Source organism: Phyllobacterium calauticae (assembly GCF_019991125.1).
Classification (GTDB): Bacteria; Pseudomonadota; Alphaproteobacteria; order Rhizobiales; family Rhizobiaceae; genus Phyllobacterium; species Phyllobacterium calauticae.
The window spans coordinates 267,004-290,305 of record NZ_JAGENB010000001.1; the positions used below are offsets into that span (position 1 = coordinate 267,004).

Here is a 23,302-nt window from a genome sequence, read left to right on the forward strand (position 1 = left end):
TACAATGGTCAAGCGAACGAGCCACAAGGATGATCCGTGCCCGGTGGCAAGGCCACTGGATGCGATCGGCGACTGGTGGTCACTGCTGATAATACGCGACGCGTTTGAGGGATCGCGGCGTTTTGGGGAATTTCAGAGAAGTCTTGGCCTGGCCAAGAATATTTTGTCGACGCGGCTGCGCAATCTCGTTGCCCATGACATTTTCACCATCGCGCCCTGCGCCGATGGCAGCGCCTACAATGAATATGTGCTGACCGAAAAAGGCCGCGATCTCTTCCCGCTGCTTGTGGCGCTGCGGCAATGGGGTGAAGAATACTACTCCGACAGCTATCAGGCGAAAGTCCAACTGGTCGACCGCGAAACGGGTAAACCGGTGCGGCGGCTGGAACTGCGATCCGATGACGGGCGCCTGCTCGGGCCTGACGACACGGTGGTTGTCGGGCACTAGATTTCCCTGCCCTCGCCCTGCCTGACATCGCTCCGCGGTGTCTGGCAGCGCCACTGCCATAGAATGCAAATGAAAATCATTTGCAATAAGGCTTGACGACAGTCCGATTATTCGTATTCTGTGGTGGTGCCAGTGGGACGCTGGCTCCGGGCGGCCCGGGCGGACAATAGAAAAAGGCCCCATCCGAGACGGGGCCTTTCCATCGATATCGCTCGGGAAAAAGCTTATTTGGCTTTTTCGTAGAGTTCGAGGACGTAATCCCAGTTGATGAGACTGTCGACGAAAGCTTCGAGGTATTTTGGACGGGCATTGCGGTAGTCGATGTAATAGGAGTGTTCCCATACGTCGACGCCGAGGATCGGCGTTGCACCATGAACCAGCGGGTTTTCGCCGTTTGGTGTCTTGGAGATTTCAAGCTTGCCGTTCTTGACGGAGAGCCATGCCCAGCCGGAGCCGAACTGTGTGGTGCCGGCAGCGATGAAATCGGTGCGGAACTTGTCGTAGCCGCCGAGATCCGAGTCAATGGCCTTTTCCAGAGCGCCCGGAAGCTTCTTGCCGCCGCCGTTCTTCTTCAGCCAATGCCAGAAATGCAGGTGGTTGTAATGCTGGCCGGCATTGTTGAAAAGGCCGGCATTCTTGCCATAGGACTGCTTGACGATCTCTTCAAGCGAGAGATTTTCAAGACCGGCTTCGGCAGCCAGTTTGTTGCCGTTGTCAACATAAGCCTTGTGGTGCTTGTCATGATGATATTCCAACGTCTCGCGCGACATGAAGGGGGCGAGTGCGTCGTAATCATACGGCAGTGCGGGCAGTTCGAAAGCCATGGAAGTCTCCTCTTCGATTCAATCTGTGATCGGGATTGGCACCGGGTGTTCCCCGTTGCGGGGTGATGGCCAATCCTGACAAAACCTGCGCTTGTTACATAGGTCCGTATTTCCCCGGGGGCAATGCGGAACGGATCAATATTTCGGTTTGATCCGGTTTCAGCGTTAAATTTTCGGCGTGGAGTGGGCGAACTCCCAATAGAGCTCCCTCGCCTTCTTGGTGATCGGCCCCGGCTGAAGGTCGCGGCCTTCAATACGGGTAACGGGCACGACCTTCGAATGGTTCCCCGTGGAGAAAATCTCGTCGGCGTTGAGGAAATCCTGCACCGTCAAGGTCGCCTGCGTCGTGCGGAAACCGTAATCGGCCAGCACGTCGATCGTGCGGGCGCGGGTGATGCCGGACAGGAACGTGCCATTGGGCGCGGGCGTGAAAATGTGCCCGTCCTTGACCATGAAAATGTTCGAGCTGCCGGTCTCAGCGACATTGCCCAGCATATCGAGCACCAGCGCATTGTCGAAACCGCGGGATTTGGCCTCGAGAATGGCGCGGCCATTGTTGGGGTAGAGGCAACCGGCCTTGGCATTGGTCGGCATCGTCTCGAAACTCGGACGGCGGAAGGGCGAAACGGTGACGGAAAAACCCGTGGGTTCCTGCATCGGCGATTCGTACAGGCTGAGACAGAAGCGGGTTGAAGCGGGATCGGCGGGCACACCCATATAGCCGCCATGCTCGGCCCAGTACATCGGCCGGATATAGACGGCGATCCGGCCATCGAATTTTTTCAGCCCGTCGCGGGCAAGACCGGCAATGTCTTCCGCGCTCATGGTCGGCTGGAGACCAAGCGCGGCGGCGGAGGCATTCACCCGGGCGCAATGGCGGTCAAGATCGGGCGAAACGCCCTCGAACCAGCGTCCGCCGTCAAAAACCGTCGAGCCCAGCCACATGGCGTGGCTGCGCGGCCCGATCAGAGGCACGTTGCCCTCGTGCCAGTCACCGTCGACATAGGTCCAGGTGGTTGATTGCGCTGCTGTATTGACTGCCATGAGAGTGATTCCGTCGCTGAGAATAGGTCGCCCTATCGAAGGGTTATTCGACCGCAAGGTCAATGGTTCAGACGCTGCGGAAGGCAAATTGCGACAAACGGACCGCCATAACCAGCACTTTTCCGCGTCAAACCAAGGCTTCTCATACTTTTGATGAATTGCGCATCGGAATATCGCCGGTCCACTATGACACGGCAGCATTGAGCCGTTTGTCAGTTCCGGACTTCAAATGTTGTGAGAAAACGCACCGTATCATTTCCCCCCACTCCCCTCAGGATACGGCTTCTTGGCGGGCCCCTTGCCGGGTCTGCTTTTCTTTTGGCTCAAAGAAAAAGGCCGGCAACCCCAGGTCACCGGCCTTCCATGTGGATAAAGGCGACAGATTACATCACCAGGATCGGCGTCTTGTTCGGCACGCGATCATAGAGATCGATAATGTCCTGGTTGATCAGGCGCACGCAGCCCGACGAAACCGCCTTGCCGATGGACCACCATTCCGGCGAGCCGTGCAGGCGATAGAGTGTGTCCTGGCCATTCTGGAAGATGTAGAGGGCGCGGGCGCCGAGCGGATTGGTCAGGCCGGGCTGCATGCCGCCATTGCGGGCGCTGTACTGCACCAGCTCCGGCTGGCGGGCAACCATCTCATCCGGCGGAGTCCAGGTTGGCCAGTGGCGCTTCCACTGGATGACCGCGCGGCCGGACCAGGCAAAGCCTTCGCGGCCGATGCCGACGCCGTAACGGATCGCCTGACCGCCTTCGCGCACCAGATAGAGGAACTTGTTCTGGGTATCGACAACGATGGTGCCGGGCTGTTCGCCGGTCGGGTCCTGCACGACCTGACGCAGGTAGCGCTTGTTCATCCTCTTGATCGGAATGGCGGGCAGCTGGTAGCCGTCATCCTCGCGCGCCGCATACATGGCTTCGTAGGAGCCAAAGGCCGGATCGACATCCGCCTGCGGTGCGAGCGGCTGGCCATTGTCGTCAACCTTGATAACCGGCATATCCGGGATTGCGGCGCATCCGGCGAGGCCGACGGCCGCTGTTGCGGTCAATGCAGTCAGGAAACCGCGGCGGGAAATCATGTTTTGCATCATTGAACCAATTTAGCGGTGGGAGATGGAGTGTGAGATAGCATGGATCGGGTTTACCAGCTCTAAACGCACATAAAATGTGGCAACGGACCGTTGGCAATATGGCGCAAACAAGGCGGCTGGCGGACTGTTGCCCTCCCGCAACAGAAAGGCTGCCTGAAGGATGCATGCACCGTTCACCGGGCGATAAACAATTCGTGAGACCGCGAAACCCGCATTCCAATCGCCGAATCACCGGGGTTCATAGCGAAAATCCGACACGCCGAACCGCCCGGCAAGACTGCTGAGCGGCGCATCGCCGGTCTTGCCTCTGACATAGCGATCCATGAAAGCGACACTGGCTTCGCTGATGCGCGTGCGGGTGAACAGGCCGAGATCGGTCCACGTCAGATGACCCGCGCCCAGGAATTCCACATAATATTTCGGGCCCTTCGACAGGTCGTAACCGCCGCCCGGCCGCCTTACTTTCGGGGTCACAAAAATATCGCGCGTGCCGCCCTGGTACATGACCGGGGCTTCGAGATGCCGCAGCGAATCCCGGTGCAGATAGGGACCGACATAGGGTGACAGGGCGAGCGTTGCCTTGACGCCGTCGATGCGCCAGCCGGGCCAGGCGCCGCTCATGCCCAGCACGGTATAGCCGCCGAGGGAATGCCCCGCGAGCCCCATCTCGTTCCAGTTGATCCGGCTGTTCCACTGCCGGTCGCGCTTCAGGGCGGCAATCACCTTGCTGAAATCATCGGCGCGGTTCCTGAACGTGGCCTCCGTCCAGCGCAGGGGTTTGCGCAGGGAAACCTGCGGCTTGTCCCAGATGTTCTGATCACCGTTGTTGCAGGTCGCATCGTGATGATTGGGCGCGAAGACCATGTAGCCCGCCTTGGCAAAGGCCCGCATCAGGAATTTCGATTGGGTCGAACAGCCGTGGAACCCGTGCGAGAAGAAAATGACCGGCTGGCGGGCAATCGTCCGCTGGTCCGGTTCCCACACATGGACCGGCACCCCGCCGATCACCGCTTCGCTGTCCCCGGCAAGGGCGGTTCCCGCCGAGGCCAGCTCGGCGGTGAGAATGGCGGCGATCAATCGCAACAGGAGGCGTGGCAGAGCGAAAGATTGGCCTGTGCTGTTCATCGGCGCCCGCCTTGTCCGCTGTCGTAGCCTAGCGCTTGCTCAGGCTTCCCAGGATGCCGCGCACCAGCGCGCGGCCGAGCGAGCTGCCCACCGAACGGACCACCGATTTCATCGCCGCTTCCGCCACCGTCTGGCGGGCACGGGGCTGGCCGCCGCGCGGGCCCGGCGCGCTGCTGCCGCCGCCCAGAATATCCGGCAGGCGCCAGCCGCTGGTGCTGTCGGCTTCCTGTTCCTTCGTGGCTGCAGCTTCCGCCTGTCCCTGCGCCGCCTTTTTCTGCAGGACCTCATAGGCGGATTCGCGATCGATCATCTGGTCATATTGGCCAGCAACCGGGCTGGCATTGATCAGCTTCTGCCGCTCGTCAACGGTCAACGGGCCGATGCGTCCCGCGGGCGGGCGGATCAGCGTGCGCTGCACGACGGACGGCACGCCTTTTTCCGCCAGGGTCGACACCAGCGCCTCGCCGGTGGACAGGTTGGTGATCGCCGCGAAGGTGTTGAAATCCGGATTGGGGCGGAAGGTATCGGCCGCCGTCTTCACCGCATTCTGCTCGCGCGGCGTATAGGCGCGCAGCGCATGCTGGACGCGGTTGCCGAGCTGGGCCAGCACGGTTTCCGGCACATCCAGCGGGTTCTGCGAGATGAAGTAGACCCCGACCCCTTTGGAGCGGATGAGGCGCACCACCTGCTCCACCCGGTTGAGCAGGGCTTTCGGGGCCTCATTGAACAGAAGATGCGCTTCATCGAAGAAGAAGACGAGGCGCGGCTTTTCCGGATCGCCGATTTCAGGCAGTTCCTCGAACAGCTCCGACAGGAGCCAGAGCAGGAAAGTGGAATAAAGCCGCGGATTCATCATCAGCTTGTCGGCGGCCAGCACACTGACCACGCCGCGGCCATTGGTGCTCGTGCGCATGATATCGGCGATGCGCAGGGCCGGTTCGCCAAAGAATTTCGTGCCGCCCTGCTGCTCAAGCACCAGGAGGGAACGCTGGATGGCGCCGACGGAAGGCTTGGTGACATTGCCGTAGCGCGCGGAAATTTCCTCGGCACGCTCGGCGATATTGACCAGCAGAGCCTGCAGGTCCTTCATGTCGAGCAGCAGCAGCCCCTCCTCGTCGGCGATCTTGAAGGCGATGTTCATCACGCCTTCCTGCGCTTCGGTGAGGTTCATCAGGCGCGAGAGCAGCAGCGGCCCCATTTCGGAAATGGTGGCGCGGATCGGATGGCCCTGTTCGCCGAAAATATCCCAGAAAATAACCGGCGACGCCTCGAGCGCATAGGGATCGAGCCTGACCTCCGCCGCCCGCTTGACGAGAAAATCCTTTTCCTCGCCCTTCGCGCCGATACCCGACAGATCGCCCTTGATGTCGGCACAGAAGACCGGAACGCCCGCACGCGAAAAACCTTCCGCCAGAACCTGCAGCGAGACGGTCTTGCCCGTCCCTGTCGCGCCGGTGATCAGGCCATGGCGGTTGCCATATTTCAGCAGCAGCGCTTCGGCCTGCTGATAGCTGTCATCCGGTTTGCGGCTCGCACCAAGGAAGATACTGTCGTCAGCGGCCATGGGGGGTGATCCTCTTCACTGTGGTGTTTCTGCCATCCGATATAAAGGCCGGATGCCCGGGGGACAATGCCTTGCAGCCGGGACTCATGCATAAGATTGCAAGGCGGCGCTGAAATTGCTGACGTTTTTGTGTCATCTTCCCGTGCCACAACGGGAGCGCCGGCGCCTGAAAAACGTCATGCCGGCTGATCCAGATTGACGCAGTGGCTTGCAAGACGGATGATATCCGCATATTACGTAAACGTAATTCATGACAGACGGGAGATTAGGCTCATGGACGAACTTATCGCGCGCATTACCGCCAATGTCGGCACCGATCCGGAAACGGCAAAGAAGGCCGTTGGCCTCATCCTCGCTTTCCTGCAGAAGGAAGGCCCGGCCAAGGCAACCGACCTGATCAGCAGCATCCCCGGCGCGGATGCGGCCATTGCCGATGCCAATTCCGGCGGCGGCTTCCTGTCCGGCCTGATGCCCGGCGTCATGGGCCTCGGCTCCAAGCTGATGGGCGCTGGCCTCGGCATGAGCGAAATCTCCGGCATTTCCAAGGAAACCATTGCCTTTGCCCGTGAAAAGGCCGGCAGCGACGTGGTGGACGAAGTCGTCAATTCGATCCCGGGCCTCAGCCAGTTCGTCTGAGACGCACTGCGCGGCCGCTCACGACCAGCATGCCAAACGCGCGCCTCCTGGCGCGCGTTTTCGTTTGGCAATTCCCTCGTGGTTCGACAGGCTCACCATGAGGGAGGTGATTTGATTGCAGCCCACAAGCTTCCCTCATGGCGAGCTTGTCGAACCACGCACCGCATATTCCGCTCTTTACCTCACGCAGGCTTTCGCGCCGGGACCGTGACGAGATTGACCAGCACCGCCACGACAACATTGGCAGCCAGCGCCAGCAGCCCGATATAGACCGTGAACGGAGCGCCGCCGAGGCTGATGGCCTGCAGCGGTTTCAGGCCGTTGATCCACACCAGATAGGTGCCGCCGCAGAAGCCGACGAGCCATCCGGCCAGCAGGCCCGGTGCACGGAACCAGTTCGAGTAGAGCCCGAACACCAGCGCCGGAAGTGTCTGCAGGATCCAGATGCCGCCGAGCAGCTGCAGGTCCAATGCAAACTGCGTCGGCAGGAAGGCAATGACCAGCAGCGCGCCGATCTTGATGATCAGCGATGTCACCTTGGCGACCTTCGCCTCCCCCGCATCCGTCACCTGAGGATTGACATAGGCCTTCCAGAAATTGCGGGTGAAGAGGTTGGAGGCGCCGATGCTCATGACCGCAGCGGGAACCAGCGCGCCGATGGCAATGGCGGCGAAGGCAAAACCGGCGAACCAGCTGGGGAACAGGGTCTGGAACAGCGCGGGAACCACCTGGTTCGGGCTGGAGACGTTGAGATGGGCGGCGTGGCCCATGTAGCCCAGCAGGGCAAGCAGACCGAGGAGCAGCGTATAGGCCGGCAGCATCACCGCATTCTTGCGGATGGTGTTGCCACTGTTCGACGCGAAGATGCCGGTCAGCGTATGCGGATACATGAAGGCTGCCAGCGCCGAACCGAGCGCCAGCGTCGCATAGGCCACATACTGGTTGCCGCCGAGCAGCAGATTGCCCGAGCCCTTGGCCTTGAAGGCGGCATCCGCCGAGGCGAATACATTGGCATAGCCGCCGAGTTTCGACGGGATCAGCGCCACCGCGGCGATAACAGCGATATAGATCATGATGTCCTTGACGAAGGCGATCAGCGCGGGCGCGCGCAGACCCGCCGAATAGGTGTAAAGCGCCAGGATGACGAAGGCGACCGCCAGCGGCAGCTCGCCGGTCAAGCCCAGAGCCTGCAGCACGGCAGCCATGCCGACCAGCTGCAGCGCGATATAGGGCATGGTTGCGATGACGCCGGTGAGCGCCACCGCCAGCTCCAGCCCGCGCGAGCCGTACTGTCCGAATACCACGTCGCCGGCAGTCACGTAGCCATTGTCCTTGGCCCGTTTCCACAGGAGCGGCATGACCATGAAGACGAAGGGATAGACGATGATCGTGTAGGGCAGCGCAAAGAAGCCATAGGCGCCGACCGCATAGACCAGCGCCGGAACCGCGATCACCGTATAGGCGGTGTAGAAATCGCCGCCGACGAGAAACCAGGTGATCCATGTGCCGAAATTGCGGCCGCCCAGGCCCCATTCATCGATGTGCGCCATGGTCTTGGGCGCCCGCCAGCGGGAAGCAATGAACCCGAGCACCGTGACAAGGGCGAAAAAGAAGACAAAAACCGAAACGGCAACCGGATCAAGATTAGTCGTCATAGCGCACACTCCGGTAGACGATCCACGTCACGAAAGCCGTCAACGGCACAAAAGCCAGCTGATACCAGTAGAAAAAGGGGAAGCCGAGCAGTTCCGGTTCGCGGGAATTATAGAAGGGAACCCAGAGAAGTCCGATGTAGGGAATCGCAAGTAGCCACAATATGGCCTTTTTTGAACCGTTTTCCATGGATATGTCCTCTCGAAATTAACTTTTGAGGAAAGATGAAACCCGAGGGTTTCATTAATAGGCTCCGCCATTATTTGCGCAAGACGCGATCGGTGCGGGCAGCGCGCGGATATGGTTGCAAACGCGCATTATCAACAATGTTCTTTTCGGCACTGTGGCAATTCGTGATCAACAAGACCCCGATACATAAAGAAATTAGTAACCAAGATTCTTCATGCTCCCAGGCAGTCGGCAATTGACGCCAGACACGCGTGTTCCGTGCCTGATGGTTGGTATTGGCCGTGGCGGACCCCTTCGGGGCAGTCGCAGGTTTGAGTAAGCGTTTGGAAAAAGAGTACGATGGCGTTCGCGACCGATACATTCAGGCAGGCTGGTTCCTTTAACCCTTCGGCCTTTCGCGTGGGCAAACCGCGCGGTGCGCTTGTCAGCACGCTGGCCATCGGCGTCGGCATTGCCGCCACCGTGTGGGTTCTGGCAACCGTGAGCACGACACAGAAAATGGTGGCTTCCCTGGGTGCAAGCCCGGCGGTGCTGCACCATGGCTCCCATGCGCTCGACAGCATCGCGCTTGTCGACCCGAACAATCAGAAGGTCCGCAGGCCAAGCAGCGCCGCACGCGCAGCACTCAATCCCGAATTGCGGCACCGCATTCCCCACGGCACACTGACGGAAGCCAAAAACGCCAATACAGCGGACCGCGTCGTGGTCAGCCATGACGATGCCTTCGCCGAGCCCGCATCCGCACTGGTGATGCTTGAGACATCGCCATTGTCCGAATCCGACGTCACCGCGCTTCTCAACACGCCATCCGGACCGGTCGACGCCGAGGTGCAGAACGCAATCCGCGCCGCAATGGTGAACAGCGCCCTGGCGCTGGCAGCAAATGGCAGATCCGCGCCGGCGCTCGACAGCAGGCCGGTTGGTTCCATACCGCTGCCCGCCAACGCCCCCGACCGGGAAAAGCTGGAGATCGCCGCCGCAGGCGCGGCCCTGGCCACGGCATCGGACAATCCGTTCAACGCCCAGCCTGATCTCGTGGACAAGCGCCGCCACGAACCGGAAATACCGATCCTCGCCAGCTACGCACCCTCTGCAACCGAGAGCAACCCGATGATGGGGCCGCTCGCGCCGGACCTTGAAGTCGCCGTGCCCGTGCCGGAAGATGCGCCGGACAGAAAGACCGCCAGCGTGGCACCGGACGACGCGGCCTCATCCGATGATACGCAGGACACGGTTGACGTTCCCTTGCCCTCGAAGCGGCCGAAACTGGCTGCCGGGACCACTCCTGCAGCCCCCACCGCTCCGGCAAAACAGCGGCCTGACGTGAAGATGGCTTCAATCCGCCCGGATGATGCAGCCATCGAAGCCATGCCCAGATCGAAAAGCCTGTTCGGATCGCTATTCGGCGGCTCGCGCAACGGTGTCGCTGTCTATGACATCTCGGCGCGCACGGTTTACCTGCCCAATGGCGAACGGCTTGAAGCGCATTCTGGCATGGGACACATGCTGGACAATCCCCGCTATACGCGCGAGTCGAACCGCGGGCCGACGCCGCCGCATACCTATAATCTGACCATGCGCGAACAGCTCTTCCACGGCGTCGCGGCGATCCGCCTGACACCGGTCGATGGCCGCAATGCCTTCGGCCGCAACGGCCTGCTCGCCCATACCTACATGCTGGGACCGCGCGGCGATTCGAACGGATGTGTGGTTTTCAAGGATTATCGCCGCTTCCTCAAAGCGTTCCAGCGCGGTGAAGTCTCGCGTCTCGTGGTGGTCGAACACCTGCCCTCGTCGTCGCGCATCGCCACGCGCTAATGTTTTATGCCAAGGCAATAGACATTTGTTGCGACTGGTGTTATTGAGCACACAGCTCAATTCAGGAAAGGAGGGCTGCGCATGAATACGTTCTTCCGGCATCATCGCCAGCGTGGCCCCGTCAACGCCCTGCAGATACGTTTGCAGGGCTGACCGGAAACATCTTCCATACCCATTCCAGGTCTGCCCTTCGTGGTTACGCAGCGTCTGCTCGCTTTTTGAGCGGCCTTGCGTCTCTTCACAACCCACCGAGCCAATACGGTTACCTCACCGTATCGTGCGCCCGACGACAGCAGAAGAGAACTGCGTCGCAGCACATGGCCCGGCAGACCAGAGAATAAAATGGCACTGATCAATGTAAGAAACCTCGGCGTCACCCTTGGGGCCCCGCTTTTCACCAACCTGAGTTTTGTCGTGGGCGCGGGTGACCGGCTCGGCGTCGTTGCCGCCAACGGCCGCGGCAAGTCCACCCTGCTGCGCTGCCTCGCGGGAACGCTCGATTCCACCACCGGCGACATCACCCGCACGCGCGGCCTGCGTATCGGCTATGTCGAGCAGGCCGTACCGGACGCTTTTCTCGGCACCACCTTCTACGACATGGTCCTGCAGGCCTTGTCCGCCGAACAGCAGGAGACCGAAAGCTGGCGCGTCGATGTCGTGCTCGCCTCGCTCGACGTGCCGGATGTCTTGCGCGAGCGCACCGTCGGCCAGCTCAGCGGCGGCTGGCAGCGGCTTGCGCTGATTGCCCGCGTCTGGGTGACCGACCCCGATGTGTTGCTGCTGGACGAGCCGACCAACCATCTCGACCTTGCCAAGATCGCGCAGCTGGAAGACTGGCTGAACAATCTTCCCCGCGATGTACCGGTGGTGATCTGCAGCCACGACCGGGCCTTTCTCGATGCGACGACCAACAGGACCCTGTTCCTGCGGCCGGAGAATTCGCACGCCTTCGCCCTGCCCTACACGCGGGCCCGGGTGGCGCTGGATGAGATCGACGCGGCGGAAGCGCGGCGCTACGAGCGGGACATGAAGGTGGCACAGCAACTGCGCCAGCAGGCGGCCAAGCTCAACAATATCGGCATCAATTCCGGCAGCGACCTACTGGTGGTGAAGACGAAACAGCTGAAGCAGCGGGCGGAAAAGCTGGAGGATGCCGCGCGGCCCGCCCATCAGGAACGGTCAGCCGGGGCGATCCGGCTTGCCAACAGCGGCACGCACGCCAAGGTGCTGGTGACGCTCGACGATGCCTCCGTCGAGACGCCGGATGGTACGCTGCTGTTCAAAACCGGCAGGAAATGGATATGCCAGGGCGACCGGATCGTGCTTCTTGGTGCCAACGGCACGGGCAAGTCACGCCTCGTCGGCATGATCCGGCGCGCCATCACCGATCCACTGAGCTCGCCGGACACCGTCAAGGCGACACCCTCGCTGGTGCTTGGCTATGGCGACCAGGCGCTGGCCGACCTGCCGGACCGCGACACGCCATTCGACACGATCAGCCGGCGGTTCGATATCGGCGACCAGCGCACGCGCACCCTTCTGGCCGGGGCCGGACTTGGCATCGATATCCAGAACAAGCCCAACAGCGTGCTGTCGGGCGGGCAGAAGGCACGGCTGGGCATGCTGGTGCTGCGGCTGGCCAATCCGAACTTCTTTCTGCTGGATGAACCGACCAACCATCTGGATATTGACGGGCAGGAAGCGCTGGAATCCGAACTGATGGCGCATGAGGCCAGCTGCCTGCTGGTCTCGCACGACCGCAGCTTCGTCCGGGCCGTCGGCAACCGGTTCTGGCTGATCGAGAAACGGCGCCTCGTCGAGGTGGAAAGCCCGGAAGCGTTCTTCGCTTCCGCCAGCGGCCATCAAGACTGATGCGATACCGGGCCGTCTCGCCGAGGCGGCCCGGTGCCGGTTCAATGGGCGTGCGCGGCCTGCGCCGTGACGATGGCGTCGGCCTCCTTGCCGTAAAGCTCCTCGAAATGATCGAAGGCCTTGGAAAAGCTGCCGATGCCCTGCGTGGCGGAGCGCAAGGCCCGCCCCAGTTCATCCAGCGAACTGCCGGGGATCATCGCCCGGAAAACGTCCCAGCCCTTGGTGTTGTCGTCCCGGTCAAAACCCAGAACCTGTCCCTTGAAGGCGGATACAATGGGCACGAGATTGCCTGAGTAGACCGATGGTATGTGAATTTCGATGCGGAAGACCGGCTGCATGAGCACGGCCGAGGCTTCCGACAACGCCTGCCGGACACCCATTTTTGCCGCCGCGCGGAAGGCAAATTCCGAACTGTCGACCGAATGGTGCTGGCCATCGGTCAGCATCACGCCGACATCGATGACGGGAAGACCCAAGGGTCCCCGCTCCATCGCTTCGCGCGAGCCCGCTTCCACCGCGGGGATGTAGTTGCGCGGCACCGCCCCGCCCTTGACCGTTTCGCCAAAGGAAAAGCCCTCGCCGCGCCCGTTGGGATGCACGCTCAGTTTCACGTCGGCAAACTGGCCGGCACCACCGGTCTGCTTGCGATGGCGGTAGTGAACATCGGCGGGTTTGGAGATCGTCTCCCGGTAGACCGGACTTGGCATGCGGTCGGTGACATTGACGTGGAAGACCTCCGCCAGGGTTTTGCACAGGTCGCGCAGATGCACCGGCCCCTGCACGCTGACAAGCTGGGCACCGGTGCCCTCTTCCTGCGCCACCTTGAGCCCGCGGTCCGTTTCCACCAGTTTCGCCAAAGTTTCGGAGAGCTTTGTTTCGTCCCGCTCGCTTTCGGGAACGAGAATACGCTCCAGCATGGGTGTGGGCGGTGTCGTCCATTCCGGCGCCGCTATGGCCGCATCCACTGTCAGCAGGGACGGCACCGGCAGATGATCCGACTTGACGGTGCTGAACACATCGCCCGGCGCTGCGGTTCCCGACGCCGTGGGGCGCCCGGTTCCAGGGTCCTGCACAGGGCCAAGACGCCCGCCGCCCAGAAGCGCCCCCTGCTTGAGACCCTCCTTCAGTGCGCGCACCAGCACGGTCTTGCCGATGTTCTGGCGGTGATAGGCATGAAAACTGACGGCTGCCAGTGCGTTTTCCGGCGTGCTGTTGGCCGCGGCAAGGCGCTTGCGCAGGGCATCGACCGGCGGCGCTTCATGGCGCAGGGCTTTCATCAGGCGCAGCATGCCGTTGCTGTGGCTGGCCGCGCCAAGCAGGACCGGAATGATCTTGTTCTCCCGCAACACGCGCGACGAGATGGCAAAGACGGCGTCACTGGGCGGCTCGCGGTCTTCGATCAGCTCTTCCAGCAGCCAGTCGTCGAATTCTGAGAGATGTTCGAGCAGCTCGGCGCGCGCCTCGTGTTCCCGTTCAAGCTCGCTTTCCGGTATGGCGATCAGGGCGGATGTCTGGCCTTCGCGATAACGCCAGGCCCGTTCCGAGATCAGGTCACAGGTGCCGACGATCTTGTCGCCTTCGCGGATCGGAATCTGCCGCAGGACAAGGGAATGGCTGCAATAGCCCTGCAGCGAGGCAATGACATCGCGTATCCGCCCTCGCGGTTCATCGATGCGGTTGACGAAGACGATGCAGGGCGTTCCCGACGCTTCTATGGCCCTGAGGTAGGGGGCGGCGAGCACCGCCTCTTCCGGCACGGGCGAGACGCAAAGGATACAGGCATCGCTGGCAATCAAAGCATCCTGCGCGTGGGCCAGGGCTTCATTGCCGCCCGGCGTGTCCAGCGCGCACCATGCCTCGTTTCCGAAAGTGAATTCCGTCAGATTAAGCCCATAGGGCGAGACCGACTTCTTTGGCGCGCCCTCCAGCGCGCCGAGTTTTTCCACGAGCGTGGATTTTCCGGTCTGCGAGGGCCCAAGTACCGTAAAGCAGCGCATTCGCGTCCTCCCCTGCTACGATCATAGTCTCGCCTGACAGGATGCCTCAACACGGCCAAAAGCGCCAGAGTGCGGTTGTTTTTCTTGGTTTGGCAGCGCTTTTCCAGCCATGCAAACGAAAACAGGCCGGACTTTCGTCCGACCTGTCTCATTCCGGTCTGTCATCGCGGACCGCCATGACGGCGGTCCCGCTGGCGACGCTTTAAGCGGCGCTCAGCTGATCCGCTGACATTTTGCCCGACTTCTTGTCGCGCACCAGTTCGTAATTGATTTTCTGGCCGTCGTTGAGATCACGCAGACCTGCGCGTTCAACTGCAGAGATGTGTACGAATACATCTGCACCGCCATCTTCAGGCTGAATGAAGCCGAAGCCCTTTGTAGAATTAAACCATTTAACTGTGCCTGTGGCCATAATGAACCTCCGTAGGGCAGATGTATCGAGTGTCGCGCATAGCGCACGACGCACCCTTGTAGCGATTTTTTATAGAAGCCGTAAAGCCCATATGCGTGAAAGTGTTAACGTGTCTTGCAACTGTTTTACTACAATGGCGCGCCGCGGCCAGTTTCCCCGGCCGGATGGCCTTGCACTTGCGGCGCGTCCGCGCCATGAGTGGGCGCAGTGTTTCGGGCGTCGGACAGACATATGCAGGGTAAGAAAATAGCGATTATCGGCGGCGGCCCCGCCGGGCTCATGGCGGCGGAAATGCTGTCCGGCACCGGGCACGCCGTGACCGTCTACGACGCCATGCCGACCGTCAGCCGCAAATTCCTGCTGGCGGGAAAATCCGGCCTCAACATCACCCATTCGGAAGATTATGACCGCTTCGTCACCCGTTACGGCGCCGCATCGGCGCGGTTGCGCCCGGCACTGGACGGGTTCACACCGGCCGATGTGCAGCGCTGGGCGGCAGATCTTGGCACGGAAACATTCACCGGATCATCCGGCCGGGTATTCCCGACGGCGATGAAAGCCTCGCCGCTGCTGCGGGCCTGGCTGCGGCGGCTCGAGGCGCGCGGCGTCCGTATTCTGACCCGGCATCGCTGGACGGGCTTTGCCGAGAACGGCTTCGCCTTCGACACGCCCGAAGGCCCAAAAACCATCGATTGCGATGCCGCCCTGCTGGCACTCGGCGGTGCAAGCTGGCCCCGCCTCGGTTCCGATGGCGGATGGACGGCCTGGCTGAGCGGGAAAGGTGTTGAGATCACCGCGTTTCGCCCGGCCAATTGCGGTTTTGACGTCGCATGGGACGATGGGTTCACGCAGCGGTTTGCCGGCCAGCCGGTAAAATCCGTCACGGCGACGTCGGATGCCGGTACATTTCCCGGCGAGTTCGTCATCACCCGGAACGGGATCGAAGGCAGTCTGGTCTATACCCATGCGGCCAGTCTGCGCGACCGGCTTCAAAGCGAAGGCAGGGCCGCCCTTATGCTCGACCTTGCGCCGGGCCGGAGCGTGGAAAGGCTGGCAAGGGACCTGGCACGGCAGGACAGCAAGGCCAGTTTCGCCAATCGCCTGCGCAAGGGCGCCGGCATCGACGGCGTGAAGATCGCCCTGCTGCGCGCATTCGCACCTCCCGCGGCTCTCGCCGATCCGGAAAAGCTGGCGCGGCAGATCAAGGCCACGCCGCTGGCGGTCTTGCGCCCGCGCCCCATCGCCGAAGCCATTTCCTCGGCGGGCGGCATTCGTCTGGACGCCATCGATGAGGGATACATGCTCAAGGCGCTGCCGGGCGTTTTCGCCGCCGGGGAGATGCTGGACTGGGAGGCACCGACCGGCGGTTACCTCCTGACCGCCTGCTTTGCCACCGGCCGCGCCGCAGCACGGGGCATGGAAGCCTGGTTGAGCCGGTAGGCAATCTGGCCCGTCCACATGGCAAGCGCCAGCTCTGCCAGGCCACACGCCAGGATCAACAGCAAAAGCCCGTTCTTGCCCGCATGAACCAGCATCCAGCCGCCGACCGACGGAAAGCCGAATACCCCGACAAAATAGGACAGGACGAACCATGTCAGTGCGGCAGGGCGATGGTCGGCGGGCGAGTCGTTGACCGCCTGCGTCTGGATGATCGAGTAGACGAGCCCATAGCCGATCCCGAGCAGCAGCGCGGCCAGCACGTGAAACATGGCACCCGCCGGAACGGCAAACATGGCAATGATGCCAAGAACCATGATGAACAGGAGGACTTGCGCACTGATTTCCTTGGGTGCCCGGTTGACGAGTGGTGCCAGCAGCCAGCGCGACAGGACAACCGTAACCGCATAAATGGCAAAGAACGTGGTTGCCCGTGCCGCGGTACCGGCGACCAGCGCGGTCTGGAATGTCAGGATGCCGGAGAAGACGCAGGCGCCAAGGGCAACCATGACAATGGGATAGATCGCCGCCGTGCGGCTGATGGCAGGAAAATCGCGCAGCCACCGGCGTGAACCGCTGGCCGGGTGCAATGCCACAGCCACCCGCTGGAAGGCCGCAAGCAGGACCGCGGCAGCAAGGGCAATGCCGCCGACAATCAGGAACGTCGTGACTGTCGCAAAATGCAGCGTGCGAATGGCAAAATCCGCCAGAATCGGACTGCCGCCGATGCCGGCCATCTGGAACGCGCCGAACCGGGTGAACCAGAGTGCGCGATCCGCATCATCCGTTCTTTCAATGACCGCCATGGGCGCCGCGAGATAGAAAGTGCCCCAGCCCAGGCCGATGAGAAACCCGCCAACCGCGATCAGCGGCGTGATGGACGTCAGCATCGCAAGGAGAACAAAACCCGCCGCGACGCTCAAGGCGCCGCAGGCCGCCAGATTTGCCGCACCGGCCCGGCCGGAAAACCAGCCGACAAGCGGCACGCCGACGAAGGTACCGGCCATGGCCGCCGCCAGCGCCAGGCCCGTATCGACTTCATTGCCGCCGAGCGTGTGGAAATAATCGTTGAGCAGGAAGGTGGCGCCATAACCGGCGGAGGTCAGCAAGGTGCCGAGGAACAGAAAAATCGCAGTGGTGAAGCGCATGGTCTTGACTCGCACGAGGAGGAATAAGTGGCTTCATAAAATCTGCAATCCTGTATAAAATACAGGTCCACTTCACGCCGCCCGCGTGGACCACTTGGGAGAGGAAATGGCCGTTCCACGCAAAATGCGCCGGCGTGAAAGTCCCGTGCATTCGTTCCAGCCGTTCATTGACAGGGACGTCGCCTCGCCCGTGGCGCGCCAACTCTACCTGTCGCTGCGCAAGGCAATTCTGACCGGCCAGATCCATCCCGCGTCGCGCCTGCCGTCGACGCGCCTTGCCGGCATGGAATGGGGGCTTTCGCGCGGCGTGGTTGCGGAGGCCTATGATATCCTCATCACCGAGGGGTATGCGCGCGGTGTGCACGGTGCGGGCACATTCGTTGCGGCCAGCATTCCTGCCCGGCAGCAGCCGCCGAAAACACCCCAGACGGAGAAACCGGCGGAGCGCACCATTTCCGCAGCCGCCCGCCGCGCCCTCGCCAGTGCCGGCAGCTTCGATACCAGCACGCAGGTGCCGTTCGTCACCGGCCGCGTGGTGCACGACGAACGGACGAGCGCGCTGCTGCGCAGGCTTTCGGCCCGTCATCTGAATTTCAGCCGCGACCATTACCGCCATGTGCAGGGCCAGGAGGAGCTGCGCGAAGCCATCGTGGCCTACCTCACCGCTTCGCGCAGCGTCCGTTGCGACGCCAGCCAGATCTTCATCACCTCAGGCACACAACAGGCCATCGATCTGGTGGCCCGGACCTTGGTCACGCCGGGTGACCGGATTTTGATGGAAGACCCCTGTTATCCCGGTGCCCGCCACGCATTCGCGCTGCACGGCGCCGAGCTTGTCGGCGTTGAAGTCGATGACAATGGCTTGCAGACGGCGCTGCTGCCTCCGCTATCCGGCCAGGTGCGTGCAGTCTATGTGACGCCGTCACATCAATATCCGGCAGGCGCAGCCATGTCGCTGTCGCGCCGCCTTGCGCTGCTCAATTGGGCGCGCGACAATCACAGCTGGATCATCGAGGACGATTACGACAGCGAGTTCCGCTATGATGGCAGGCCGCTGGCTTCGCTCCAGGGGCTGGATGAAAACGAACGCGTCATCTACCTCGGCACGTTCAGCAAGGCGCTTCTTCCGAGTTTCCGTGTCGGCTACGCCGTTGTGCCGCATGATCTCGTGCCGGCGTTTGCAGCCATACGTCCATTCTTGGACCGCTTCCCGCCCCCGTTCCAGCAGAGCGTTCTGGCGGATTTCCTGGCGGAGGGCTATTTTTCCAGCCATCTGCGGCGGCTGCGGGAGAGCTACCGCAAATCGCGCGACCTGCTGGTTGCACTGCTGCAGGAGCAGGTTGCCGATCACCTGACGGTCGCGGTCCCGCACCAGGGCATTCATCTTGTCGGCCGCAGCACCGGAACGTGGCAGGCAGATCGAGTAGTTGCGGCGGCCTGTGCCGCTCGAGGGGTCAAGGTGATGCCGGTTTCGCCCATGCATATCTCAGCAATGCCGCGCCAGGGTCTGCTCCTGGGTTTTTCGGCGCTGACATCCGGTGAGGCGGAACCTGCCACGGCGCGCCTGCGGGCGGCACTCGATGAAGTGGCTACCTGTTGACAACAAGCATCTTCATCCGCATGCGCCGGCGCAATCGCCGCATGGCGGCCTGAAAATGGGCGTGGGCCATTTCACTGCACCCCTGCGCCCGGACACATATCTTGTTCCTGTGGTTTTGCGGATCGACGTAAGTAATCCTGGCACGCACAACCATACTATCCTCACATTGTCTCATGACATTGTATGAGAGATGCTGGTTATGCGCTTTTCCGGTTATTTTTAGAATAGCTCTATTGTGAGTAACGTTAACAGCGCCGGTGCAGGCAATACTGCCTCTATAGACCCAAGAGATGGGAGGAGGCTCGACAACAGCTAATTTCGAAGGACTGGCAGCCGTCGAGCCCCATGCTGGCCCCACGACAAACCAGCGCCGCCATGGTGATCCCCGGCGCGGCGCGGGTCAAATTACAAATCGGCAATGAAACCTGTCGGGTTAGATAAACAGCTTGAACGCAACCGGTATCGCAACGCCAACCATGAAGATTGCCAGAGCACAGGTGCGGCAGACGAAATCGGTCCAGATGCTGTCGTTGTCATTGTCGCTTATCATCGGATCAGCCTTCACATCCAACATGGAATATACGCCCTCCAAGGCTTCAAGAATAAGCCTGCATGCTTAACGACCTGTAAATGTGGTGCGGCGGCTGGAGAAAACGTGCCTGCCGGCCACTGCCCGAACCGGCAGTGGCCAGATGATGGAAGACAAAACAGAGAGATTGTGAGGCTCGACACCGGCCATTGCATGTCACTACCATGGAGAGCACCGAGCCTCTGCCAACAGTCGTTCCATATGCGGCCTGGGCACTTTCGTCTTTGGGGGACCAGTTCGACAGATCGCATACTCACCATCAGCATGCTTACATTTATTGAACGGAACAGGGTGTCAATGGAATAGGTAAATGTACCCAGAAATGTCCGTGAGCCAGGTGCGCGCCGTCACCTCAAACGACGCCCGGCACTATGTCCGGTTGATCGATACGCCACCATCGACCAGCATGGCCGTGCCCGTGGTGAAGCTGGAGGCATCCGAGGCAAGATAGAGCACGGAACGGGCTATTTCCGCTGGTTTTGCCAGCCGCTTGAGCGCATGCATCCCTTCGACAAAGGCACGCTTTTCCGGCGTGTCGATCCAGGCTTCCGCCATAGCCGTATCGGTACCGCCCGGCAGCAGTGCATTGACGCGAATACCCTGCGGCCCGAATTCCACCGCCAGCGTCTGCACCAACCCGATAAGCCCCGCCTTGCTGGCCGCATAGGCGGCCGTGCCGGGCATGCCGGCGGTATATCCGACAAAGGTCGATGTGAAGATCAGCGACCCGCCGCCCCGCCTCTGCATGGCGGGCAACTGATATTTTGCCGCCAGGAAAGCCGATGTCAGATTGATGTCGATGGTCTCCTGCCAGCCGCCAAGTGAAACATCCGGCGTCGGGCCCATTTCGCCATTGGTCGCGGCATTGTTGAAGGCGATGTCCAATCCGCCGAATTTTTCTTCGGCCAGCTCCACCAGCACCCTGGCATAGGCGGCATCGCCGACACTGCCCGCGAGCGCCACGGCCTCACCGCCCTCGCCGGCAATCTCCGCCACCAGTTTGTCCAGTTCATTCCCGCGCCGTGCGGCAACGACCACACGGGCGCCTTCCCGCGCCAACAGCTTGGCCGTTTCGTAGCCGATGCCGGAGCTGGCACCGGTGACAATGGCGGTTTTTCCATTCAAACTATGCATATCATCGCCTCTTGGATCTCAACAAAGCCGGCATGACGACCACACCAGCGCGGCCATCAATGGCTTTCGCGCCCGCACCGCGCCACCCGAAACCTGCAGGCTCCGCCCCCTCGCCTTGACGGCTCATGACTTCACTCCCATAATTGTGCCATGCAACCAGACACTCCCCGGCTTCGACTGCGCCAATGGCGTGCGAAAGATCGTGCGCCGAAGGCCGGAGAATCCCCATGAGCAACGAACAGACCTGCCATGTCGCCGTCAGCCAGAAGAATGATACAAGCTGGTATTATGTTCTGGTGATCGATGGTGACGCCGGCCCGCAGATCGGCCCCTACAGAACCGAGCAGGAAGCCCGCAGCGCCGGCGAAAAGGAACTTGCCGATCTCGATCTCGGCGCGGAAGAATGATCGCGGAGCAGTGACGCGCCCGCCAACAGCAAGGATTCCCATGTCAGATCCCCATGCGAGCAAACCGGAGACAGGGACGCCGGGTGTTTGGGACGACAGCCGGTCGCACAACTGGATCGTCCTGCAGGATGCACTGGAACGGATGCTCGGCCCGATCGGCGATGCGGCGATCAAGGCGCTCGCACCGCGGCAGGGCGAAGCCTTCCTGGATGTGGGCTGCGGCTGCGGCCGCACATCGCTGGCGCTGGCCCGTGCCGCCGGGCCGGATGGCAGCGTCACGGGCGCCGACCTCTCCCCGTCGATGCTGGCCACGGGCCGCGCCGAGGCGGCCGCCGAACGCCTCGGCAATGTGCGTTTCATCGAGGCCAATGCGCAAACCCACGACTTCGGCCCGGCCCGGTTCGACGGCTTGTTCTCGCGCTTCGGCGTGATGTTCTTTGACGATCCCGTCGCGGCTTTTGCCAATCTGGCCAAGGCGCTGAAACCGGGCGGGCGGCTTGCCTTCGCCTGCTGGCGCGACCGGCGTGAGGTGGAATGGTTCGAAATGCCGATCCGGGCTGCAAGCCGGCACCTTCCCGCCCCCGATCTGCCGGGCCAGGGGCCGGGCGCATTTTCGCTGGCAAGGCCGGAGCGTATTCGCTCTGTCCTGACAGCGGCCGGTTTTTCGGACATCGGTGTCGCGCCGCTTGATCTGACGACCGGCGGCGGCGACATCGACGAAGCGCTGAGCATCCTCAAGATCGGCTTTGTCGGCGAGCATATCAGGCAGTTTCCCGATGGGGCAGAGGCCGCCTGGGAGGCCATCCGGCGCGAACTTGCCGCCTATGCGACACCGGACGGCGTCTTCATCGGCACAGGCACATGGATCGTAACGGCGCGGCGGGCATAAGTTTTTGACATTCCTGCCGCTTTGGGCAAATTTCCTCTCCCCGCGATTCGACAAGCAGGCCACCGCCTGATTCCTCAACATCGCTGCCAAGGGCACGGCCCGCCGGCAGATAGAGAAGGCTGATCCCATCCATGAAAAAGCCAACGCTGCTGTTCGCCATTCTTGCCGTGTCCCTGCAATCCGCAGCTGCCATGGACACGAGAATGGAAACCGGCCTCGAGAAACTCGATCCGCAGACCCGGCTCGAACAGCGCTGCGATGTGGAGGCGATGGAGCGCATCCGCAAGGACCAGAACGGCTACAATCCCGACAAGGTGCTGGCCTACGCCTTTGCCGATCCGAAAGTCGACCAGCACGCGATCAAATCGCGCGGCGCGGCCTTTCGCAGCCGGGGCGAATGGTATCACCTGGCATTCAAATGCGCGACGAATGACGACAATATGGAAATCGTCGCTTTCAAATACCGCATCGGTGAAAAAATCCCCAGGAACGAATGGGGTCAGCACTATCTGGTGCCCTGACCGCATCTTCGGGCAGCAGCGTGCCGGGCGCGTCCGCCGCAAAACGGGCAAATAAGTTACCTCGGCCCATAATTTTGCAATGCTGTGGCAATGGTACACGCCGATTGCTGTTGCGGACCGATGCTTCTCGCCACTCCCATCGCATCGGTTCCGGAGAACCACCATGCGACGTTTCTGCCATGCCCTGCTCTCGGCCACTCTCGTGATGAGCCTTGCTCCCGCCATGGCGGCCCAGCCGCCGGCCCTTTTCGTCCAGTACGACACGGACCCATGCACCGATGGCCGCTACAGCGACGGCAAACCGCGCAGCTGCCGTGAACTCCTGCGCATGCTCGAGCGCCGTGACCGCTACCGGGAACGGCGGGAGCGCTACGACCCCTGCACCGACGGCCGGATCAGCGATGGTCGCCCGCGCAGCTGCCGCGAGATCAGGCGCTGGCTGCGTGAACAGGACGACGAGGACGACTGGCGGCCGGGCAAACAGTGGAAATAGATTTTGCAGCGCGGAACAAACGGCGCGATCCGCCGTTTGAATGATCGAGAATGTTCACAACGGAGGGTATTGATATGGGAACTGCAGGCGTGGGCTGGATTGCAGCCATCATTATCGGCGGACTGGCCGGCTGGCTGGCCGAGATGTTCATGAAGAGCGACACAGGCATCGTCATGAATATCATTCTGGGTATCGTCGGCGCGGTTCTTGCCAATGCCATTCTATCGGTGTTCGGCATCGTTCTGACCGGCTGGATCGGCTATCTCATCGCCGGATTCATCGGTGCCTGCATTCTGGTCGGTGTCGGGCGAGCCATCCGCCGCTGACATCCGCTGCCCGGCCGGTTGCGTGTGACCGGGCAGTTTTGACGATTTCAGCCGTTTGCCGAAGCGATAACCCGGCAAATGG

23 protein-coding genes are annotated in these 23,302 nt (G+C 61.7%); 11 read left to right on the top strand and 12 right to left on the bottom strand.

The features are described 5' to 3' along the window. Positions 1 to 4: 4 nt before the first annotated feature. The gene (locus J1W56_RS01510; RefSeq protein ID WP_105737250.1) at positions 5 to 448 is read left to right on the top strand and encodes a winged helix-turn-helix transcriptional regulator; all 444 of its coding nucleotides are present in this window, start codon (positions 5 to 7) and stop codon (positions 446 to 448) included. A 224-nt stretch (positions 449 to 672) separates the two neighbouring features. On the opposite strand, the gene J1W56_RS01515 is transcribed toward J1W56_RS01510, so the two are convergent. The 5 genes from J1W56_RS01515 to J1W56_RS01535 form a co-directional block, all read right to left on the bottom strand. After that, complete coding sequence (locus J1W56_RS01515; protein ID WP_105737248.1) at positions 673 to 1,272, bottom strand: superoxide dismutase; 600 nt, start codon at positions 1,270 to 1,272, stop codon at positions 673 to 675. A 165-nt stretch (positions 1,273 to 1,437) separates the two neighbouring features. Beyond that, positions 1,438 to 2,316: a branched-chain amino acid aminotransferase gene (locus J1W56_RS01520; protein WP_223611414.1), complete on the bottom strand. Its 879-nt coding sequence runs from the start codon at positions 2,314 to 2,316 to the stop codon at positions 1,438 to 1,440. 383 nt (positions 2,317 to 2,699) lie between these two features. Then, positions 2,700 to 3,407, bottom strand: coding sequence for a L,D-transpeptidase family protein (locus J1W56_RS01525; protein WP_223611415.1), 708 nt, complete (start codon positions 3,405 to 3,407; stop codon positions 2,700 to 2,702). 231 nt (positions 3,408 to 3,638) lie between these two features. Then, a complete protein-coding gene (locus J1W56_RS01530; protein ID WP_223611416.1) occupies positions 3,639 to 4,535 on the bottom strand; it encodes an alpha/beta hydrolase family protein in 897 nt (298 codons plus the stop codon). Between the two features lie 28 nt (positions 4,536 to 4,563). After that, positions 4,564 to 6,099 (bottom strand): helicase HerA-like C-terminal domain-containing protein, encoded by a 1,536-nt coding sequence (locus tag J1W56_RS01535; RefSeq protein ID WP_223611417.1) that lies wholly within the window; start codon positions 6,097 to 6,099, stop codon positions 4,564 to 4,566. 273 nt (positions 6,100 to 6,372) lie between these two features. Between J1W56_RS01535 and J1W56_RS01540 the strand changes: the two genes are divergently transcribed. Further along, positions 6,373 to 6,735 (top strand): hypothetical protein, encoded by a 363-nt coding sequence (locus J1W56_RS01540; protein WP_105737238.1) that lies wholly within the window; start codon positions 6,373 to 6,375, stop codon positions 6,733 to 6,735. Between the two features lie 182 nt (positions 6,736 to 6,917). Here J1W56_RS01540 and mctP read toward each other — a convergent pair whose 3' ends face one another. Both mctP and J1W56_RS01550 read right to left on the bottom strand, forming a co-directional pair. After that, positions 6,918 to 8,390: a monocarboxylate uptake permease MctP gene (gene mctP / locus J1W56_RS01545; protein WP_223611418.1), complete on the bottom strand. Its 1,473-nt coding sequence runs from the start codon at positions 8,388 to 8,390 to the stop codon at positions 6,918 to 6,920. Next, positions 8,380 to 8,577, bottom strand: coding sequence for a DUF3311 domain-containing protein (locus J1W56_RS01550; protein ID WP_223611419.1), 198 nt, complete (start codon positions 8,575 to 8,577; stop codon positions 8,380 to 8,382). The genes mctP and J1W56_RS01550 overlap by 11 nt, the downstream gene beginning before the upstream one ends. Before the next feature lie 339 nt (positions 8,578 to 8,916). Between J1W56_RS01550 and J1W56_RS01555 the strand changes: the two genes are divergently transcribed. Next, the gene (locus tag J1W56_RS01555; RefSeq protein WP_223611420.1) at positions 8,917 to 10,395 is read left to right on the top strand and encodes a DUF2778 domain-containing protein; all 1,479 of its coding nucleotides are present in this window, start codon (positions 8,917 to 8,919) and stop codon (positions 10,393 to 10,395) included. A 342-nt stretch (positions 10,396 to 10,737) separates the two neighbouring features. Further along, a complete protein-coding gene (locus J1W56_RS01560) occupies positions 10,738 to 12,267 on the top strand; it encodes an ABC-F family ATP-binding cassette domain-containing protein (RefSeq protein ID WP_223611421.1) in 1,530 nt (509 codons plus the stop codon). Positions 12,268 to 12,308: 41 nt separating this feature from the next. Here the strand turns inward: J1W56_RS01560 and J1W56_RS01565 are convergent, their stop codons facing one another. Both J1W56_RS01565 and J1W56_RS01570 read right to left on the bottom strand, forming a co-directional pair. Continuing rightward, complete coding sequence (locus J1W56_RS01565; protein WP_223611422.1) at positions 12,309 to 14,264, bottom strand: elongation factor G; 1,956 nt, start codon at positions 14,262 to 14,264, stop codon at positions 12,309 to 12,311. A 202-nt stretch (positions 14,265 to 14,466) separates the two neighbouring features. Further along, positions 14,467 to 14,676, bottom strand: coding sequence for a cold-shock protein (locus J1W56_RS01570; RefSeq protein WP_162700345.1), 210 nt, complete (start codon positions 14,674 to 14,676; stop codon positions 14,467 to 14,469). 231 nt (positions 14,677 to 14,907) lie between these two features. On the opposite strand from J1W56_RS01570, the gene J1W56_RS01575 reads away from it, so the two are divergent. Further along, positions 14,908 to 16,116, top strand: a complete 1,209-nt coding sequence (locus J1W56_RS01575; RefSeq protein ID WP_223611423.1) for a TIGR03862 family flavoprotein — start codon at positions 14,908 to 14,910, stop codon at positions 16,114 to 16,116. Here J1W56_RS01575 and J1W56_RS01580 read toward each other — a convergent pair. Continuing rightward, complete coding sequence (locus tag J1W56_RS01580; protein ID WP_223611424.1) at positions 16,044 to 17,261, bottom strand: MFS transporter; 1,218 nt, start codon at positions 17,259 to 17,261, stop codon at positions 16,044 to 16,046. The genes J1W56_RS01575 and J1W56_RS01580 overlap by 73 nt on opposite strands. 106 nt (positions 17,262 to 17,367) lie before the next feature. On the opposite strand from J1W56_RS01580, the gene pdxR reads away from it, so the two are divergent. Then, positions 17,368 to 18,861: a MocR-like pyridoxine biosynthesis transcription factor PdxR gene (gene pdxR / locus J1W56_RS01585; RefSeq protein WP_223611425.1), complete on the top strand. Its 1,494-nt coding sequence runs from the start codon at positions 17,368 to 17,370 to the stop codon at positions 18,859 to 18,861. Positions 18,862 to 19,294: 433 nt separating this feature from the next. Here the strand turns inward: pdxR and J1W56_RS01590 are convergent, their stop codons facing one another. Continuing rightward, on the bottom strand, positions 19,295 to 19,435 hold the full coding sequence (locus tag J1W56_RS01590) for a hypothetical protein (protein WP_223611426.1): 141 nt from the start codon (positions 19,433 to 19,435) through the stop codon (positions 19,295 to 19,297). Positions 19,436 to 19,819: 384 nt separating this feature from the next. After that, positions 19,820 to 20,584, bottom strand: coding sequence for an SDR family oxidoreductase (locus J1W56_RS01595; RefSeq protein WP_223611427.1), 765 nt, complete (start codon positions 20,582 to 20,584; stop codon positions 19,820 to 19,822). Positions 20,585 to 20,811: 227 nt separating this feature from the next. Here J1W56_RS01595 and J1W56_RS01600 point away from each other — a divergent pair, with 227 nt between their 5' ends. The 5 genes from J1W56_RS01600 (at position 20,812) to J1W56_RS01620 (ending at position 23,220) form a co-directional block, all read left to right on the top strand. Next, on the top strand, positions 20,812 to 20,991 hold the full coding sequence (locus J1W56_RS01600; protein WP_223611428.1) for a hypothetical protein: 180 nt from the start codon (positions 20,812 to 20,814) through the stop codon (positions 20,989 to 20,991). 40 nt (positions 20,992 to 21,031) lie between these two features. Next, entirely contained in the window at positions 21,032 to 21,880 is an 849-nt protein-coding gene (locus J1W56_RS01605) for a class I SAM-dependent methyltransferase (protein ID WP_223611429.1), read from the top strand. 131 nt (positions 21,881 to 22,011) lie between these two features. Further along, positions 22,012 to 22,401: a DUF930 domain-containing protein gene (locus J1W56_RS01610; RefSeq protein ID WP_223611430.1), complete on the top strand. Its 390-nt coding sequence runs from the start codon at positions 22,012 to 22,014 to the stop codon at positions 22,399 to 22,401. A 163-nt stretch (positions 22,402 to 22,564) separates the two neighbouring features. After that, complete coding sequence (locus J1W56_RS01615; RefSeq protein ID WP_223611431.1) at positions 22,565 to 22,894, top strand: hypothetical protein; 330 nt, start codon at positions 22,565 to 22,567, stop codon at positions 22,892 to 22,894. A 74-nt stretch (positions 22,895 to 22,968) separates the two neighbouring features. Beyond that, positions 22,969 to 23,220, top strand: a complete 252-nt coding sequence (locus tag J1W56_RS01620) for a GlsB/YeaQ/YmgE family stress response membrane protein (RefSeq protein ID WP_223611432.1) — start codon at positions 22,969 to 22,971, stop codon at positions 23,218 to 23,220. The last annotated feature ends 82 nt before the right edge of the window (positions 23,221 to 23,302 follow it).

What these genes read in the sequence shown, in the direction of transcription:
- J1W56_RS01510 (WP_105737250.1), top strand. Translation starts at nt 5, where the DNA reads ATGGTCAAGCGAACGAGCCACAAGGATGATCCGTGCCCGGTGGCAAGG.
- J1W56_RS01515 (WP_105737248.1), bottom strand. Translation starts at nt 1,272, where the DNA reads ATGGCTTTCGAACTGCCCGCACTGCCGTATGATTACGACGCACTCGCC.
- J1W56_RS01520 (WP_223611414.1), bottom strand. Translation starts at nt 2,316, where the DNA reads ATGGCAGTCAATACAGCAGCGCAATCAACCACCTGGACCTATGTCGAC.
- J1W56_RS01525 (WP_223611415.1), bottom strand. Translation starts at nt 3,407, where the DNA reads ATGCAAAACATGATTTCCCGCCGCGGTTTCCTGACTGCATTGACCGCA.
- J1W56_RS01530 (WP_223611416.1), bottom strand. Translation starts at nt 4,535, where the DNA reads ATGAACAGCACAGGCCAATCTTTCGCTCTGCCACGCCTCCTGTTGCGA.
- J1W56_RS01535 (WP_223611417.1), bottom strand. Translation starts at nt 6,099, where the DNA reads ATGGCCGCTGACGACAGTATCTTCCTTGGTGCGAGCCGCAAACCGGAT.
- J1W56_RS01540 (WP_105737238.1), top strand. Translation starts at nt 6,373, where the DNA reads ATGGACGAACTTATCGCGCGCATTACCGCCAATGTCGGCACCGATCCG.
- mctP (WP_223611418.1), bottom strand. Translation starts at nt 8,390, where the DNA reads ATGACGACTAATCTTGATCCGGTTGCCGTTTCGGTTTTTGTCTTCTTT.
- J1W56_RS01550 (WP_223611419.1), bottom strand. Translation starts at nt 8,577, where the DNA reads ATGGAAAACGGTTCAAAAAAGGCCATATTGTGGCTACTTGCGATTCCC.
- J1W56_RS01555 (WP_223611420.1), top strand. Translation starts at nt 8,917, where the DNA reads ATGGCGTTCGCGACCGATACATTCAGGCAGGCTGGTTCCTTTAACCCT.
- J1W56_RS01560 (WP_223611421.1), top strand. Translation starts at nt 10,738, where the DNA reads ATGGCACTGATCAATGTAAGAAACCTCGGCGTCACCCTTGGGGCCCCG.
- J1W56_RS01565 (WP_223611422.1), bottom strand. Translation starts at nt 14,264, where the DNA reads ATGCGCTGCTTTACGGTACTTGGGCCCTCGCAGACCGGAAAATCCACG.
- J1W56_RS01570 (WP_162700345.1), bottom strand. Translation starts at nt 14,676, where the DNA reads ATGGCCACAGGCACAGTTAAATGGTTTAATTCTACAAAGGGCTTCGGC.
- J1W56_RS01575 (WP_223611423.1), top strand. Translation starts at nt 14,908, where the DNA reads ATGCAGGGTAAGAAAATAGCGATTATCGGCGGCGGCCCCGCCGGGCTC.
- J1W56_RS01580 (WP_223611424.1), bottom strand. Translation starts at nt 17,261, where the DNA reads ATGCGCTTCACCACTGCGATTTTTCTGTTCCTCGGCACCTTGCTGACC.
- pdxR (WP_223611425.1), top strand. Translation starts at nt 17,368, where the DNA reads ATGGCCGTTCCACGCAAAATGCGCCGGCGTGAAAGTCCCGTGCATTCG.
- J1W56_RS01590 (WP_223611426.1), bottom strand. Translation starts at nt 19,435, where the DNA reads ATGTTGGATGTGAAGGCTGATCCGATGATAAGCGACAATGACAACGAC.
- J1W56_RS01595 (WP_223611427.1), bottom strand. Translation starts at nt 20,584, where the DNA reads ATGCATAGTTTGAATGGAAAAACCGCCATTGTCACCGGTGCCAGCTCC.
- J1W56_RS01600 (WP_223611428.1), top strand. Translation starts at nt 20,812, where the DNA reads ATGAGCAACGAACAGACCTGCCATGTCGCCGTCAGCCAGAAGAATGAT.
- J1W56_RS01605 (WP_223611429.1), top strand. Translation starts at nt 21,032, where the DNA reads ATGTCAGATCCCCATGCGAGCAAACCGGAGACAGGGACGCCGGGTGTT.
- J1W56_RS01610 (WP_223611430.1), top strand. Translation starts at nt 22,012, where the DNA reads ATGAAAAAGCCAACGCTGCTGTTCGCCATTCTTGCCGTGTCCCTGCAA.
- J1W56_RS01615 (WP_223611431.1), top strand. Translation starts at nt 22,565, where the DNA reads ATGCGACGTTTCTGCCATGCCCTGCTCTCGGCCACTCTCGTGATGAGC.
- J1W56_RS01620 (WP_223611432.1), top strand. Translation starts at nt 22,969, where the DNA reads ATGGGAACTGCAGGCGTGGGCTGGATTGCAGCCATCATTATCGGCGGA.